General features: G+C 71.6%; 13 protein-coding genes and 2 pseudogenes. 6 read left to right on the top strand and 9 right to left on the bottom strand.

All coding sequences use genetic code 11. The features are described from left to right. Positions 1–197 precede the first annotated feature (197 nt). Positions 198–2,093 (top strand): ABC transporter ATP-binding protein, encoded by a 1,896-nt coding sequence (locus tag ABZ027_RS11720; protein ID WP_356767246.1) that lies wholly within the window; start codon positions 198–200, stop codon positions 2,091–2,093. A gap of 25 nt (positions 2,094–2,118) precedes the next feature. On the opposite strand, the gene ABZ027_RS11725 is transcribed toward ABZ027_RS11720, so the two are convergent. The 3 genes and pseudogenes from ABZ027_RS11725 to ABZ027_RS11735 form a co-directional block, all read right to left on the bottom strand. Beyond that, positions 2,119–2,301 carry a hypothetical protein gene (locus tag ABZ027_RS11725; RefSeq protein ID WP_356766938.1) on the bottom strand — a complete coding sequence of 61 codons (183 nt, stop codon included), beginning with the start codon at positions 2,299–2,301 and terminating at the stop codon, positions 2,119–2,121. Between the two features lie 284 nt (positions 2,302–2,585). Next, positions 2,586–3,368: pseudogene (locus ABZ027_RS11730) on the bottom strand (amidohydrolase family protein); the annotation flags it as partial. A 198-nt stretch (positions 3,369–3,566) separates the two neighbouring features. Then, positions 3,567–4,139, bottom strand: a pseudogene (locus ABZ027_RS11735) (amidohydrolase family protein); the annotation flags it as partial. 136 nt (positions 4,140–4,275) lie between these two features. Between ABZ027_RS11735 and ABZ027_RS11740 the strand changes: the two are divergent. Next, a complete protein-coding gene (locus tag ABZ027_RS11740; RefSeq protein WP_356766940.1) occupies positions 4,276–5,226 on the top strand; it encodes an endonuclease/exonuclease/phosphatase family protein in 951 nt (316 codons plus the stop codon). Between the two features lie 45 nt (positions 5,227–5,271). On the opposite strand, the gene ABZ027_RS11745 is transcribed toward ABZ027_RS11740, so the two are convergent. Next, positions 5,272–7,239, bottom strand: coding sequence for an FUSC family protein (locus tag ABZ027_RS11745; RefSeq protein ID WP_356766942.1), 1,968 nt, complete (start codon positions 7,237–7,239; stop codon positions 5,272–5,274). Between the two features lie 311 nt (positions 7,240–7,550). On the opposite strand from ABZ027_RS11745, the gene ABZ027_RS11750 reads away from it, so the two are divergent. Both ABZ027_RS11750 and ABZ027_RS11755 read left to right on the top strand, forming a co-directional pair. Beyond that, positions 7,551–7,922 carry a DUF4440 domain-containing protein gene (locus ABZ027_RS11750; RefSeq protein ID WP_356767248.1) on the top strand — a complete coding sequence of 124 codons (372 nt, stop codon included), beginning with the start codon at positions 7,551–7,553 and terminating at the stop codon, positions 7,920–7,922. 115 nt (positions 7,923–8,037) lie between these two features. After that, on the top strand, positions 8,038–8,478 hold the full coding sequence (locus tag ABZ027_RS11755; protein WP_356766944.1) for a RidA family protein: 441 nt from the start codon (positions 8,038–8,040) through the stop codon (positions 8,476–8,478). 15 nt (positions 8,479–8,493) lie between these two features. On the opposite strand, the gene ABZ027_RS11760 is transcribed toward ABZ027_RS11755, so the two are convergent. Both ABZ027_RS11760 and ABZ027_RS11765 read right to left on the bottom strand, forming a co-directional pair. Next, entirely contained in the window at positions 8,494–9,240 is a 747-nt protein-coding gene (locus ABZ027_RS11760) for an aspartate/glutamate racemase family protein (RefSeq protein WP_356766946.1), read from the bottom strand. Between the two features lie 4 nt (positions 9,241–9,244). Further along, positions 9,245–10,723, bottom strand: coding sequence for an NCS1 family nucleobase:cation symporter-1 (locus ABZ027_RS11765; protein WP_356766948.1), 1,479 nt, complete (start codon positions 10,721–10,723; stop codon positions 9,245–9,247). A 140-nt stretch (positions 10,724–10,863) separates the two neighbouring features. On the opposite strand from ABZ027_RS11765, the gene ABZ027_RS11770 reads away from it, so the two are divergent. After that, the gene (locus ABZ027_RS11770; RefSeq protein ID WP_356766950.1) at positions 10,864–11,532 is read left to right on the top strand and encodes a GntR family transcriptional regulator; all 669 of its coding nucleotides are present in this window, start codon (positions 10,864–10,866) and stop codon (positions 11,530–11,532) included. 206 nt (positions 11,533–11,738) lie between these two features. Here the strand turns inward: ABZ027_RS11770 and pip are convergent, their stop codons facing one another. Together pip and ABZ027_RS11780 are read right to left on the bottom strand one after the other, a co-directional pair. Beyond that, on the bottom strand, positions 11,739–12,701 hold the full coding sequence (gene pip, locus ABZ027_RS11775; protein WP_356766952.1) for a prolyl aminopeptidase: 963 nt from the start codon (positions 12,699–12,701) through the stop codon (positions 11,739–11,741). Between the two features lie 90 nt (positions 12,702–12,791). Then, positions 12,792–13,547 carry a uracil-DNA glycosylase gene (locus ABZ027_RS11780; protein WP_356766954.1) on the bottom strand — a complete coding sequence of 252 codons (756 nt, stop codon included), beginning with the start codon at positions 13,545–13,547 and terminating at the stop codon, positions 12,792–12,794. Between the two features lie 184 nt (positions 13,548–13,731). On the opposite strand from ABZ027_RS11780, the gene ABZ027_RS11785 reads away from it, so the two are divergent. Further along, positions 13,732–14,331 (top strand): RNA-binding S4 domain-containing protein, encoded by a 600-nt coding sequence (locus tag ABZ027_RS11785; RefSeq protein ID WP_356766956.1) that lies wholly within the window; start codon positions 13,732–13,734, stop codon positions 14,329–14,331. A gap of 8 nt (positions 14,332–14,339) precedes the next feature. Here ABZ027_RS11785 and ABZ027_RS11790 read toward each other — a convergent pair whose 3' ends face one another. Further along, the gene (locus ABZ027_RS11790; protein ID WP_356766958.1) at positions 14,340–15,017 is read right to left on the bottom strand and encodes a class I SAM-dependent methyltransferase; all 678 of its coding nucleotides are present in this window, start codon (positions 15,015–15,017) and stop codon (positions 14,340–14,342) included. Positions 15,018–15,112 lie beyond the last annotated feature (95 nt).

The raw sequence follows: 15,112 nt of genomic DNA on the forward strand, positions 1-15,112 counted from the left end.
GGTGTGCGCCCGCGTGCTCCGACCGCCGCGGCACACGCCCTGCCCGTGACGAGCCCGCTTCGCGATAGTGGCCGTTCGTCCACGATCAGGGGAGGTCGACGGTGGGAAAGAGGCGCGACGCGCGGCAGGGCGGCGCGGGCACACCGGAGGTGTCCGAGTCGGAGCAGCTGCTCTTCGGCGGACCGTTGCGCTACGACATGGGCTGGAACTCGCACGCGGACGCGTTCCTGGAGCTGAACTTCCGGGCCATGGTGACCCGTCTGCCGTCCCTGCTGACGGCCAGCTTCGGTCTCGCCTGGCAGGCCGACCGACGGGCCGCCCGGACCGTGCTCGCCGCCGAGGTGGGCCGGGGCCTGACCCAGGCCGTGAGTCTCCTCGCCGTCAACAGCGTGCTGGGCCGGCTGATCGGCGGCGGCACCCTGGAGGACCGGTTGCGCGGTGCCGTCCCCGCCCTGGTGGTGATGGCGGCCGCGATGCTGGTCGGGGCAATGCTGCGGGCCGCTTCGACCTACGCCACCGGACGGCTGGAGCCCAAGGTGGAGCGGGTGGCGACCGAGCGCTATCTGGAGCGGGCGGCGACCGTGGAGCTGGCCGCGATCGAGGACCACGCCTTCCACAAGCTGCTGGACACCGCGCAGTACGGCGCCCAGTCCGCCCGGCGGATGATCTCGTACGCCACTCGTGTGGTGAACGCGATGATCTCGCTGATCGCGGCGGCGGGCGTACTGACCGTGCTGCACCCGGCACTGCTGCCGCTGCTGGTGACGATGACCCTGCCGAGCGCCTGGAGCGCGCTGACCATGGCCCGCCGACGCTACGAGTCCTTCCACGCCTGGGTGCAGCACGCGCGCGCGGGCCGGCTGCTCGGCGCGCTGCTGATCGAGCCGGAGGCGGCTCCGGAGATCCGGGTGCACGGTGTGGGCCCCTTCCTGCTGCGGCACTTCCGCGCGATGTCGGAGACGGCGGAGGCGGAGCAGGCCCGCCTCGCCCGGCTGGCGGCCCGTACGGGTCTGATCGCCGCGGCCTGGACGGGCCTGGCCACGGCGGCGACGTACGCCACGCTGGGCGGACTGCTGCTGGCCGGGGCGATGGCGCTGTCGGTGGCGGGGACGGCCGTGATCGCCATCCGCACCGGCTCGCAGAGCCTCGACACGCTGGTCGTCGAGGTGAACGCGCTGCATGAGGAGGCACTGTTCGTCGGTGACCTGCACCGTCTTTACGTGGAGGCGGCCGAGCGGGCGATCCCGGTGGGTGGGGCCGCCCTGCCGGCCGAGCCGCGCGAGATCCGGTTCGAGAACGTCTCCTTCACGTACCCGGGTGACGCGACCCGTCCCGCGCTGGACGACGTGACGCTCAGCGTCCCGCTCGGCAAGATCGTGGCGCTGGTCGGTGAGAACGGCTCCGGCAAGACCACCCTGGTCAAGCTGCTGGCCGGGCTGTACGCCCCCGACGGCGGCCGGATCATGTGGGACGACGTGGACACGGCCACCGCCGACCGGCACCTGCTCGCCGAGCGCGTCGCGATGGTCGCGCAGGACTTCAAGCGGTGGCCGTTCACCGCCCGCGTCAATGTGGCGGTCGGCCGTTCCGCGGCGCCGCTCACCGACGAGGGGATCATGGAGGCGGTCGCGGAGGCCGGGGCCGAGGAGGTGGTCGTGGATCTGCCGCGCGGTCTGGACACCCTGCTGGCCCGTAACTTCAGCGGAGGCCACGAGCTGTCCGGGGGTCAGTGGCAGCGGCTGGGGATCGCCCGGGCCGCGTACCGGCGCGCGCGCATCCTGATCGTGGACGAGCCGACGGCGGCCCTGGACGCCCGGGCGGAGCTGGAGGTCTTCGAGAAGATCCGCGCTCTGGCAGGCACCGGGCAGACCGTCATCCTCATCACCCACCGGTTGGCCTCGGTCCGGCACGCGGACCTGGTGCACGTCCTGGAGCACGGCCGCCTGGTGGAGTCCGGCACCCCGGACGAGCTACTGGCGACCGGCGGGGTCTACGCGGAGTTGTACTCGCTCCAGGCGGAGCAGTTCGCGGCGAAGGTCCCCACGCGGGCGACCGCCCGGACCCCTCAGGTGCCGGCCCCGAAGGCGGGCTGACCCCACCTGACGGCGTAGACCGCCGTCACGCGACGATGTCCGCCTCCCCACCGCGCACGATCACCAGGAACGTGTCCGTCGCGAGGTCCATCACGACCTCGGCGGGCAGTCCTTCAAGCCGCCGCGCGTGCGCGAACTCCTCCGCCGGCCACGAGCCTCGCGGCCCACCTGCGGGAAAGCGTTCGAGCACTGTTCGCCCGTTCACCACCCTGCACCTCCAGAAAGCGTCATGCTTGTAGGAGTTAACGCCTTCCAGGGGCTGAACGGCTCGCTCAGTTGCGGGACTGAGACGTACTCGACACTGGTTCAGCGCGCAGCGTGAGAATTCGGTTACCGAACGGTCACTTCCGCTACCGTTCGTGTCAGTTCTCGCACTCACTGTGATGCCGGGCGCACTCACTCGCCGCAGGCGCCCCAACGCCGACGCGCGCCCCATGGGTTGCTCCCGACGGGCGTCGGCGGGAGGTGCCGTTGGCGCTGTGGGCCTGCGGTTCAGGTGTCGTAGGCCTGGATGCGTCTGCCGTGGCTCCGGTCGACCAGGGCGGGCAGCCGCTCCGCCAACTCCGCCACCACCGCGGGGACGTCGATGGTCAGCAGTTCGCGGTCGCACATCAGGATCCGTCCGTCGACGATCGTCGTACGGACGTCGGCGGAGCGGGCGCTGTGCACGAGGGTCGCGGCTAGGTCGTGGACGGGCTGGGTGTGCGGGCCGGTGAGGTCCACGAGGACGAGGTCGGCCCGCCGGCCAGGCGCGATGCTGCCGACCTGCTCGCCGAGTCCGACCGCCCGGGCACTCTGCAGGGTGGCGTGGTGCAGGGCGCGGCGGGCGGTCAGCCAACGCGGGTCGCCGGTCGCGGACTTCTGGACCAGGGCGGTGAGCGCCATCGACTCCCATACGTCGAGGGAGTTGTTGGAGGCCGCTCCGTCGGTGGCCAGTCCGACGGGCACGCCGATGGCGTGCAGGTCTCGGACCGGTGTGGTGGTGGGCCAGGCGAACTTGAGGTAGCCGCGGGGCGCGGTGGCCACCGCCGTACTGCCTTCGGCGCCCGCGAGGAGCGGAAGGTCGCGTTCGACGATGCCGGTGCCGTGCGCGAGGAGGACGTCCGTGTCGAGGATCCCGGTGCGCTTGAGGACCTCGATCGGGGTGACGCCGTGCCGCGCGAGGCTGGTGTCGGTCTGCTCACGGTTCTCGGCGGCGTGGATGTGCACGGGAAGGCCGTGCGTGTGGGCGAGTTCGGCGGTGGCGGCGAGGTCGGCGTCGTCCACGGTGTAAGGGGTGCTTTCACTATGAGCGCCCGGTGAGGTCGCGTGGTCTGGTGCCGTGCATCGCAAGGCGCCGGAGCGCCCTCGATGGGGGTCCCCCCGCTCGAGCGCAGCCGAGAGTGGGGGAGGAGCCACGTGGGTGGTTCGGCAACGCGGCGAGGTGCGGTGCCAGACCGCGCGACCCGGGCGGGCATAGTGAAAGCACCCCTAAGGGGCGTGCGGGGCGAGGGCGGTGGTGATGCGGCCGTCGGCAGCGTCACGGTGCCGAAGCGCGAACTCCAGTGACCTCTGCCGCCCTTCGGGCCCCTGTGAGGAGAAGTACGCCTGCCCCAGGTGGGCGCGGATCCCGGTCTCGGCGACGACGGCGGCCACCGCGTCCATGGCGAAGTAGTGGTCCGCGAAGCAGGTGACGCCGCCCCGGATCATCTCCGCGCAGGCGAGCCGTGCCCCCAACTCCACTTCCTTCTCGGTGAGGTTGGACTCCATGGGCCAGACGACGTCGTTGAACCACTCCTCGGTGGGGAGGTCCTCGGCGAGGCCGCGCAGGGCGACCATCGGGGCGTGGGTGTGGCAGTTGACCAGCCCGGGCAGGGCGACCTGGCCGCGCGCGTCGAGACGTTCGCCGGCCGGCCGGTCCGCGACCGCGGCGGCGCTCGTCACGCGGACGACGAGTCCGTCCCGTACCACGATCGCGGCGTCCTCCTCGAACCCGATCCGCTCTTGATCGTCGTGCACGAGGACGGTGCATCCGGTAATGATGAGATCAGCGGGAGAGCCACTCATGACGCCAACGTACGACGCGGTAGTCGCCTCGTGTGAGCCGAACCGCATCCCGTCACCGGCTCTGTCGCGTCCTCGGCCGGACCAGCACCCTGGCCTCACCACAGCCCGCCCGACGGCTTCTGGAAAGGAGCCCGGCATGCTCGTAGGCACCTGGAACCTGGAGAACCTCTATCGTCCCGGCGGGCCGTTCGGCCCCAAGGACAAGGCCACATACGAGGCGAAACTCGCCGCCCTCGCCGCCGTGATCACCCAACTCGACCCGGCACTGCTGGGTGTGCAGGAGGTCGGGGAGCCGGAGGCGCTGCAGGACCTGACCGAGATGCTGCACGGCGACTGGACCGTCGCGCTCTCCCAGCACCCGGACGGCCGGGGCATCCGGGTCGGCTTCCTCAGCCGCACGCCGTTGCAGGTGCTGGCGGACAGGAACAGCTTCCCGCCCAAGCTGCGTCCGGTGCAGTCGGACGACGACGGGGCGACGGTGGGACAGGCGGGCCGGGGCTTCCTGGCGGTGGAGGCGGACACGGAGATCGGGCCGCTGCGGGTGGCGGTCACCCACCTCAAATCGAAGCTGCTGACGTATCCGGGCAACCGCTTCCAGCCGCACGACGAGGGCGAGCGGGCACGGTACGGGGCGTACGCGCTCTACCGGCGGGCGGCGGAGGCGACGACCCTGCGGGCCCTGGCCGACGAACTGCTGGCCGGCCACGGCCGTGAGCGGGACGTGGCGGTGCTGGGCGACCTGAACGACGAGGTGCAGGCGGCGACCACCCAGATCCTGGTGGGTCCGCCCGGATCGGAGATCGGCACCGGCGGTTTCCAGACGCCCGACCAGGGCGACGCGGTCCGGTTGTGGAACGTGGCCCCGCTCATACCCGCCGAGCAGCGCTTCTCCCGCATAAACTTCGGCCGCCGTGAACTCATCGACCACGTCCTGGTGAGCCACCGCCTCGTCCACCGGATCACGAAGGCGGGCACGGGTCTGCCGGCCGACGGGACGCCGCGGCTGCCGTCGGTGGGGGCGGATCCGGCGGAGCGGCGCGGGGAACCGGGGTCGGATCACGCGCCGGTGTGGGTGCGGGTGGGGTAGCGGTCCTCAGCTGGTCACCCCTGTCTCGGAGTTGCCCCGCCTCGGTCACCCCGCCGCGGGCAGTTCCGGGATCCGCAGGCGGGCGCGCTCGTTCTCCTTCGCCAGTTCCGCCAGTAGTTCGGTGAGGCGTTGGGTGTGCCGCGGGGTGAGCCGTCCGGTGTCGTCGACGTGCACGGCACAGGCGGTGGTCGTGTCGACGAGCCGTTCGAGGGTGGTGGCGATCTCGTCGGCGCCCTCCGAGTGCCGGGCGAGCGGCGGGAGTTCGGCGGCGGTGAGGGCGATGGCGGTGCGGGCCTCGGCGAGGGCCCGGTAGGCCTCGCGACGCAGCGTCCAGCGGACGGCACGAGTGTCGGAGTCGGTGCCGCTGCCGGTGGTATCGGCTGCGCCGTCGGTGCCGGCGACGGCGGCCTCGGCACCGACGCCCGACCGGTGCGAGCCTGAGTCCTCCACCGCGTGGGCGTCGGACTCGCGCAGGACATGCGCCAGGTACGCCTGTGCCGCGGCTTCCGCCGCCGCGAGCCGGGACCGTACCCCGCCGGCTCGCTGTCCCGGCATCGGCAGGTGGCCCACGATCAGAACGATCGCGCAGGCCAGCAGCGTCTCCCCGATCCGCCCGGCGGAGGCCTGCGGCTCGCCGCCGACCATCACCAGCGCCAGCACGAGGACGGTGACTACGGCGGTCTGCGCGGCGAAGTGCCGTGTGGCGACCGGAATGAGGGCTCCGCTGACGGCCACGAGTGCGATGAGCCCTTCCGGCCGGGGCAGCACCATGGCGAACCCGGCGAACACGAGGGCCCCGAGGACGGTCCCGGCCGCCCGGTTCAGGACACGCGAGGCGAGTGGCCCCAGGTCGGGCTTGACCAGGAAGACGGTGGTGACGGGCAGCCAGTACCAGTGCTCGTGCAGCCCGTACCAGCGGGTCTGGTGCAGGGCCTGGGCGACGCCGACGCTGGCCCCGAAGCAGAGAGCGACCCGCAGCCCGTACTCACGGCCCCCGGCGCCGAACACGGTGCGCAGCAGGGCCCCCGCGCCCCGCCTGCGGGTGTGCAGGTCGGAACCCTTGGTGCGGTCGAATGCCTCGGCGGCGTACAGCAGGGCGTCGTCCAGGGCACGCAGCCCGGGCGCCGACCGGGAGGGCGCCGGCAGCGGCCCGGTGTGCGTGTTCTCCCGTACGGCGGCCGCGAGACGCCGGGGCCCCGCCGAGGACCGCTCGGCGACGTCCTCCCCGGCCCAGGCCAGCGCGGTCGCGGCCTCGGCGAGCGGCAGCGCGGCGGCGTACTGCGCGTGCAGCCGCCGTTCGGCCGCCGAGCTGGCGTAGCGCCGCAGCCGGGGCCCGGCGAGCGCGTCCTGGGCGTGATCGAGCGCGGCGGTGAGTGCCACCCGGCGGGAGGTGGCGTCCGGTGTGCCCGAGGCGTCGAGAAGCGCGGCCACGGCGTCGTAGACGGCGGCGACTGCCTCCCGCTCCCCGTCGAACCGGAAGTCCCCGGTGAGGCCGCCGGGTGTGGGCAGGACCAGCCGCAGGCCGAGCAGCCACCCGGCCCCCACCAGGTAGGCGAGCGCCCGCAGCCATCCCGGCTCGGGCAGCGGCATCCCGGCTCCGATGGCGGCGGTGACGAGCCACTGCGTCCCGGCCGCCGAGGCGACGGGCCCGACGGCGCTGACGCCTCCGGCGACAAGTCCGACCAGGGTGAGCAGCACAGTCAGGGCGACGGCTCCGACCTGCTCTCCGGCGTACGTCCCCATGAGCAGCCCGCAGGCTCCGGCGAGCGCGGGCACCCCGATCCGCCGGACGGAGGCGCGCCGGCTGCCGGGGCGGTCGTTGACCCCGGCCAGCATGGCGGCGATGGCAGCGACGACGCCCAGGGAGGTACGGCCGACGAGCACGGCGACCAGAAGCACCGGCCCGGCGGACAGCGCGCCCCGCACGACCGCGTTCCAGGGCACGGGCCCCCGCTGGGCACGGAAGGCATGGGCGAGCCAGGGCGGGAGGGACAGAGCGGCGGGGCGGGACACGGGGCTCCTGTCGTCTGTACGAGGCGGGGGTGAGCCTGCGGGCGACGGTGGCCGGGCTGTGGGGCGGGGCCGATGTGGGGTGCGGCCCGTGTCTCCACGGTAGAGCGCGGTCTTGGAGGAGATGGGACGGATGTATTTCGGCGATGTGACGATTGGCTGCAGGGACGGTTTCTTTATGAACGCAATTCCTGCCCGGGGCCCTACCGAAACCCTGTTCGCGCACGCCGGCGGTACGAGACGATCAGTCGCGAGTCGTCCCACCATGTGGAGGAGCACCCGTGTCCGACGTCAAGGCCGAACTCGACCAGCTGATGCACGCCTTCCTCGGCGCGTTCACCAACACCGGCGGCGGTCGACCGAACGTCGAGGTCGTCCACGAGGTGTTCATTCCACAAGGAATGATTATCAAGAACGTGGGGGGTGAGCCTGTGATCTACGACCTCGACGGGTTCGTCGAGCCCCGGGAGAAAGTCCTCACCGATGGGACGCTGACGGAGTTCTCCGAATGGGAAGTCGCCGAGCGGACCGAGATCTTCGGGTCGATCGCGCACCGGTTCAGCGAATACCGCAAGTCGGGCTTTTTGGACGGCGAGTGGTTCGAGGGCGCCGGCCGCAAGACCACCCAGTTCGTCCGGACACCTGCCGGTTGGAGGATGAGCTCGATGGCCTGGGACGACGAGTAGGGGCACACCGTCAGGTCACGCCCGACCCGCCGCCCCTGACGGGAAATTCGGATGCGATGCCGGTCGAGGGTCCGGATGATCGACGGGTTGGCCATCACCTGTCCGAGGAGCCCACGTGATCCGGCGCGTCACCGTCCCCACCCTCTTCCCGCCGCCGACCTACTCCCACGTCTCCGTCGTGGAGGCCGGCACGAGGCTCGCGTTTCTCGCCGGGTCGGTACCGCTGGACGCCGACGGGAATGTGGTCGGCGCGGGAGACCCGGTGCGGCAGGCAGAGCAGGTGATCGCGAACCTGCGCGAGCAACTGCGTGCCGTCGGGAGCGAGGTGGAACATGTCGTGTCGACCGAGGTGTACGTCGTGAGCGGTGAGCCGGCGACGCTCTCCGCCGTCTGGGACGTGGTCGAGGCGTCCGCGCTCAGCACCGGGCCGCACTCGTCGACGCTGCTCGGCGTGGCCTGCCTCGGATACACGGGACAGTTGGTGGAGATCACGGCGACTGCCGTGATCCCGGACGGCGGGCCCGCGCGCGAGTCCGGGGAGCACCGGAGCGGGTGACGGAACGCCCCGACGTCACCCCGCCGTCGGCGGTCCCCACGCCCGCCCCTTCGGCAGCGGCTTCGCGTAGCTCCCCGCACGGCTCGTCGTCAGGCCCAGCGTGACCAGGGACTCCGCGAGCTTCACCGCCGCCGCGACCCCGTCGACCACCGGAATCCCCAGCTTCTCCCCCACCGTCCGCTCCAGGCCGGTCATCCCCGCGCAGCCCAGCACCAGCACCTCCGCCCCGGCCCGGCACGCCTGCTCGGCCGCCGCGAGGAACGCCGCCTCCGTGCCCGCCCGTTCCCCGCGCCCGCCCCCCGCTCCGTCACCGAGGTCGAGGACGCTCAGCCCGGTGCCGACGACGGCGGCACAGTTGCGTCCCACGCCCGCCAGTTCCAGGCTGTCCTCGATCTGGCCGCACGACCGTTCCAACGTGGTGACGACCCCGTACCGACGTCCCAGCAGGCAGGCCAGATGGGCCGCGGCCTCGGTGATGTCGACCACCGGTACGTCCACGAGTTCCCGCACGCCCTCCCGTCCGTGCTCACCGAAACCGGCCATGACCACGGCGTCGTACGGCGGGCCCTGGTAGGTGCGCAGCAGGTCGATGACCGCCGCGGCCGACAGGTAGCTGTCGAGCCAGCCCTCCGCGGACTCCGGTCCCCAGGCCGGGGTCAGCCCGGTCACGGTGGTGCCCGGGCCTGCCGCGGCCCGGGCACCTCGTACGATTTCCTCGGTCATCTCCTGCGTGGTGTTGCAGTTGGTGACGACGATCCGCACGTTCTCAGACCTCCAGGGTCTTCTTGGACGCGGCCACGGAGTCGGCCGCGCGGTCGGCGCGGCACAGCGCCACGTACAGTCCGGCGGCCAGCGCCGTCCCGATGAACCAGGAATACGGCGCGACGTCGCTGAACGTCTTGACCAGCGCGAACACCGCCGCGACCGCCGCCGAGGGCAGGAAGGCCCACAGCGCCTTGGGGTTGACGCCCTTGGCGTAGTAGTAGCGCGATCCGGGACGGCCGTCGAACAGAGCGTCGACGTCGATGCGGCCTCGCTTCACCCAGTAGTAGTCGACCATGATCACGCCGAACAGCGGGCCGAGGAAGGCGCCGAGGCCGCCGAGGAAGTAGTTGACGACCGTGGGGTTGGAGAAGAGGTTCCACGGGGTCACCACCAGTGCGACGACGGTGCTGATCATGCCGCCGATCTTGAATGTGATCTTCTGCGGCCAGACATTGGCGAGGTCGTACGCCGGGGAGACGAAGTTGGCGACGATGTTGACGCCCATCGTGGCGACGGCGAAGGTCAGCGCGCCCACCACCAGCACCCACGTGTTGCCGATCTCGGCGACGAGGTAGGCGGGGTCGGTGATCTCCTTGCCGAACACCTCGTAGGCACCGGCGGTGACGATGACCGACACGATCACGAAGGCCGTCGAGTTGACGGGCAGTCCCCAGAAGTTGCCGCGCCGGACCGTGCGGTAGTCGGGGGCGAAGCGGGAGAAGTCGCAGAAGTTGAGCATCAGGGTGCCGTAGGTGGCGAGGATCAGGCCGACCGCGCCGAACCACTGCCGCCACTGTTCCCCGACGGAGACGGGATGCGGGGTGCCGGTGAGCGAGATGGTCCAGCCCGCCTTGGCCAGGATCCACACGGCCAGCGCGATCATCACGACCCAGATCGCCGGGCCGCAGAAGTCCTGGAACTTGCGCACCGACTCCATGCCCCGGCTGATGATCGCCGCCTGGACCAGCCACAGCGCCACGAACGACACCCAGCCGAGGGCGTCGAGCCCGAGGAACGAGTTGTGCGTCCAGGACTCCAGGCCCGGCCAGGCCGCCAGCAGCATCACGTTGACGGCGACGGAGGCGAGGTAGGTCTGGATGCCGTACCACATGATGGCGATGACGGCCCTGATCAGAGCAGGGATGTTGGCGCCCCAGACACCGAAGGCGATACGGCTGACCACCGGGAACGGGACGCCGGTGCGCTGCCCGACGCGGCCCATCATGTTCATCCCGGCGTAGATGATCACGAAGCCGACGAGCAGGGAGGTGAAGATCTGCCACACGTTCATGCCCAGGAAGAGCAGGCCGGCGGCGAAGGTGTAGTTGCCGAGGTTGTGGACGTCGGACATCCACATGGCGAAGAGGTCGAAGACCTTCCAGTTGCGCTTGCCCGCGGGGGCGAGGTCTTCGTTGGTGAGCCGGGGATCGGGGACGAACGCTGGTGTGCCGGTGGCTTCGGCGGATTCGGCGAGGGACACGGGGCCTCCATGAGCGAGTGGAGCCGGCGACGCGTTTGGTATACCAAACTGCGGACATGGTCCCCGCGTCAACCGTTCTGACCGATGTCGCTGTTGTTAACGCTCGGTAAAAGACCCTCGGAGTCGGCGAAGATGGGCCCATGAGCTCAATGACGAAGATCGAGCCCCTCGGCGCGGTGCGCGAACGCGTCCTGGCCACTCTGCGCCAGGAGATCATCGCGGGCCGTCTGCGCCCCGGCGACCGACTGGTCGAGCGGGAGCTGGCCGAGCGCTTCGGCGTCTCGCGCGTCCCGGTGCGGGAGGCGGTCCGCGCCCTGGTCGCCGAGGGCTTCGTCCACTTCGAGACCCCGCGTCGCACCGTCGTCCGCCGACTGACCCCGAACGACGTCAAGGAGCTCTTCGAACTGCGCGAGGCCTTGGAGGTCTACGCGGCCCAACTCGCCGCGACCCGCGCCACACCCGAGGACCTTGTCGAGGTCGAGGCACTCCTGGACGTGGCCGCCGCCGCGACCGAGGCGGGCGACGCCGAGGCCATCACCGACATCAACAGCCGTCTGCACGACCGCATCACGGCGATGGCGGGCAACACCCTGCTGATCGAGGCCCTGGAACCGGTGGCCGGCCGCCTGCGCTGGATGACCCGACGTAACGAGGAGTGGCCCCAACTTCTCGTCGAACACCGCGAGTTGTACGAGGCGATCGCCTCCGGCGACCCGGAGCGGGCACGCGCCCACGCCCTCACCCACGTGCGGACCAATTACCGCTCGACGATCCGGCAGTTGTTCGAGGACACCAGCGAACTCGGCTAGGGCGTGTTGCGAAAGTCCCGTCGTTCGCCCGAAGGGCGGGCCTCGCGGCGTCAGGTGCGTGCTCTCGGCGTGCCGGGCGGAAGCCCTCGTACTGGATGTACTTGGGCTTTCGCCCGGTGCGGCGAGTGGGGGCACCTCCCACGCCCTTAGGGCAGTGGGGGAGCGTGCATGGCGTCGCGAGGCAGGCGGGACTTTCGCAACACGCCCTAGCGGAGCGCGTACTTGTCCGTCGCGTGCACCAGCGCCGCTGCCATGCTCGGCGCTCCCGCGTTGTGACCGACGTCGTCCACGAGGACCAGCTCACTCCCCGGCCAGGCGTGGTGGAGCCGCCAGGCGATGCCGAGCAGGTTGCCGAGATCGAGGCTGCCCTGGACGAGGGTGCCCGGGATCCCCTTGAGCAGCGGCGCGTCACGCAGGACGACGCCCTCGTCGTTGCCCTCGCCCAGAAAGTGGTCGTTGCCGAAGTAGTGGGTGACCGTCCGGGCGAAGGCCAGGCGGAACACCGGGTCCTCGTACCGCGGGACCGAACGCGGCGGTGCGGGGACGATCGCCGTCTCCCAGTCGGTCCACGCCCGCGCGGCCCGTTCCCGCACCGCGGGGTCGGGCGACTCGATGAGCCGGTTGTAGGCGGCGGCGAGATTGCCGGACCGCTCGCCGTCCGGCAGTCCGGCCAGGAACCTCTCGAAGCCCTCCGGGAAGATCTTTCCGAGCCCCCTGGTCAGCAGGGTCACTTCGGCGTCGGAACCGGTGGCGACTCCGGTCAGTACCAGCTCGGACACGGCTTCGGGATGCGTCTGCGCGTACCTCAGCCCCAGCACCGACCCCCACGACACGCCCCACACCAGCCATCGCTCGATCCCGAGGTGGCGCCGCAGCAGCTCCAGGTCGGCGATGAGATGCGGGGTCGTGTTGACGCTCATGTCTGTCTCGTACACGCCGGCGTGCGGCGTCGAACGCCCGCAGCCGCGCTGGTCGAGCAGCACGATCCGGTACACGGCGGGGTCGAACAGCCGCCGGAAGTAGGGCGTACAGCCGGATCCCGGCCCGCCGTGCAGCACCAGCGCGGGCTTGCCGCGCGGGTTCCCGCAGGTCTCCCAGTAGACGCGGTTGCCGTCGCCGACGTCGAGCATGCCGTGGTCGTAGGGTTCGATCTCCGGGTAGAGGGCCATCCGGGGACCCTAACCCTCGTACCCGTCCCCGTCGCCGCATTTTCAGCGCCGCAGGCGGGGTCCCCTCACGGCGCGCCGGTTCGGCCTGCCTCAGGCCGAACCGGGCAGTCCGGCCGCCTCGGCCGCCGTCTCCAGCACCTCCCGCAGCATCGCGGGCGTGAGCCGACCGGTGAAGGTGTTGCGCTGGCTGACGTGGAAGCAGCCGAAGAGCTCCAGGCCGTCGAGCGGAACGTGCGTGCCGTGGCCGAAGACGGGGCGCGGCCGGGGCACCCGCCAGCCCGCCTCGGCGAACGCCGGAAGCGCGGCCTGCCATCCGAAGGCGCCCAGCACCACCACGGCTCGCAGGGTCGGCCTGAGCAGGTTCAGCTCCTGCACGAGCCAGGGCCGGCACGTGTCCCGCTCCTTCGGGGTGGGCTTGTTGGCGGGCGGTGCGCAGTGCACCGGCGAGGTGACCCGCACCCCGTGCAGCTCCAGGCCGTCGTCGGCGGAGACCGAGGTGGGCTGCGAGGCGAGCCCCACGTCGTACAGCGCCTCGTACAGCACGTCCCCGGAACGGTCGCCGGTGAACATCCGGCCGGTCCGGTTGCCGCCGTGCGCGGCCGGGGCCAGCCCGACGATCAGCAGCCGGGCGTCCGGCGGGCCGAAGCCCGGTACCGGGCGGCCCCAGTACGTCCAGTCGGCGAAGGCGGCGCGCTTGACGCGGGCCACCTCCTCCCGCCAGGCGACCAGCCGAGAACAGGCCCGACACCCCGCGACCCGCTCGTCCAGCCCGCGAAGCCCACCGACGCCCCCGGGCCCCTCGGGGCCGCCGGGTCCGCCTGGTCCGGAACCGCCGCTGGTGTTCATGTCTCCACCGTACGGAGCCCTGCCCGCCGCCCCGCCGCCACCCCGCCCTGGCCCGGTCCCGTCCGTACGGTCCGCACCGGTCCGCCCCGCTCCGGTCCTCCCCGGCCTGGTCCGATCCGTCCGGTTCCGGTCCGGCGGGAAAACCCGTCCGTGCCGCCCGACCCGGCGTACTAAGGTCGCAAGCATGGCTGTGGAGCACGCGGACGACAAGAAGACGAGCGGGACGACCGGCCCGGACACGACCCGCAGGACCAGCGACGCCGACGCCACACGGGCGACCGGCGGCGAAGGAACCAGCCCCGAGCCCACCCCCACCCCGGGTGCGGGCCCGCAGGACGTGGACACCAAGATCGCCGCCGCGGTGGCCGCCGCGGAGGCCGCCGCTCCGAAGACCGGCGAGACCGTGCGTCTCGACAGCTGGATCTGGGCGGTCCGGCTGGTCAAGACCCGTTCCATGGGTGCCACCGCCTGCCGGGGCGGCCATGTCCGGGTGAACGGCGAGCGGGTGAAGCCCGCCTACACCGTGCACGTCGGCGACGAGGTGCGGCTACGCGGCGAGGGCCGGGAACGGATCGTGGTCGTCAAGCGGTTGATCCGCAGGCGGGTCGGCGCCCCGGTGGCCGCCCAGTGCTACATCGACAACAGCCCGCCGCCCCCGCCCCGTGCGGCCGTCGCCCCGGCCGGTGTCCGTGACCGCGGCGCGGGCCGCCCCACCAAACGCGACCGCCGCGAGCTGGAACGCCTGCGGGGACTGTTCGGCCAAGGCAACCCCGAGGAGCAGTGAACGCCGACTCATCGCCGTACGGCGCGCACCCAGATCCGGTCGTCCGTCAGATATCTGTCCACCTCCAGCCCGGCCTCCGCGAGCGCCTCCTCGAACTGTTCCTTCGTCATCGGACGGGCCCGGAACGTCTGGGTCCAGGTCGCGTCCGGAAAGTCGTACTCCGCGCGGACCACGTTGACCCCGTCGCCGAGGGGCTCCGATGAGGCGATCCGTACGGTGAAGCCGCCGGGGTCCATTCGTTCGCGCGGCACGTTGGTGTGGTAGTCCTCGCCCTCGCGTTGGATCAGCACGCAGCCGCCTGGTGCGACATGCCGGACGCAGGTACGCAGCAGCCCCTCCCGCACCCGGACGTCTCCGGTGTGGACGAGGAACGACGCGAGCAGCACCACGTCGAACGTCTCGCCCAGGTCGAGGTCTTCGATGGTGCTGTGTATGGTGCGCGCCCCGTGGACGCGCTCCAGCATCTCGGCGGACTCGTCCACCGCCGTGACCGTGAAACCACGCTCCAGCAGGGGGTGGGTCATGCGCCCGACCCCGCTGCCCAGTTCCAGGATGCTCGCCCCCGCCGGCACGGCACCGGCGATGATGTCCGGCTCGGGCCCCACCGGAAGTCGTGCGTAGAACTCGACCGCGCAGCCGTCCGGGGTGATCGCCCCAGGACCGGTCCCCTCGTGTCCCGCTCGCATTTTCAGCTCCATGCCCGTCCAACGGCCCGTATGCGCACGCCCGTTCCCGACTCGCACACATTCACCCGTCCGAGTGGCATCCGGGGGCGGCCGGC

It is taken from the genome of Streptomyces sp. NPDC006332 (assembly GCF_040612855.1).
Classification (GTDB): Bacteria; Actinomycetota; Actinomycetes; order Streptomycetales; family Streptomycetaceae; genus Streptomyces.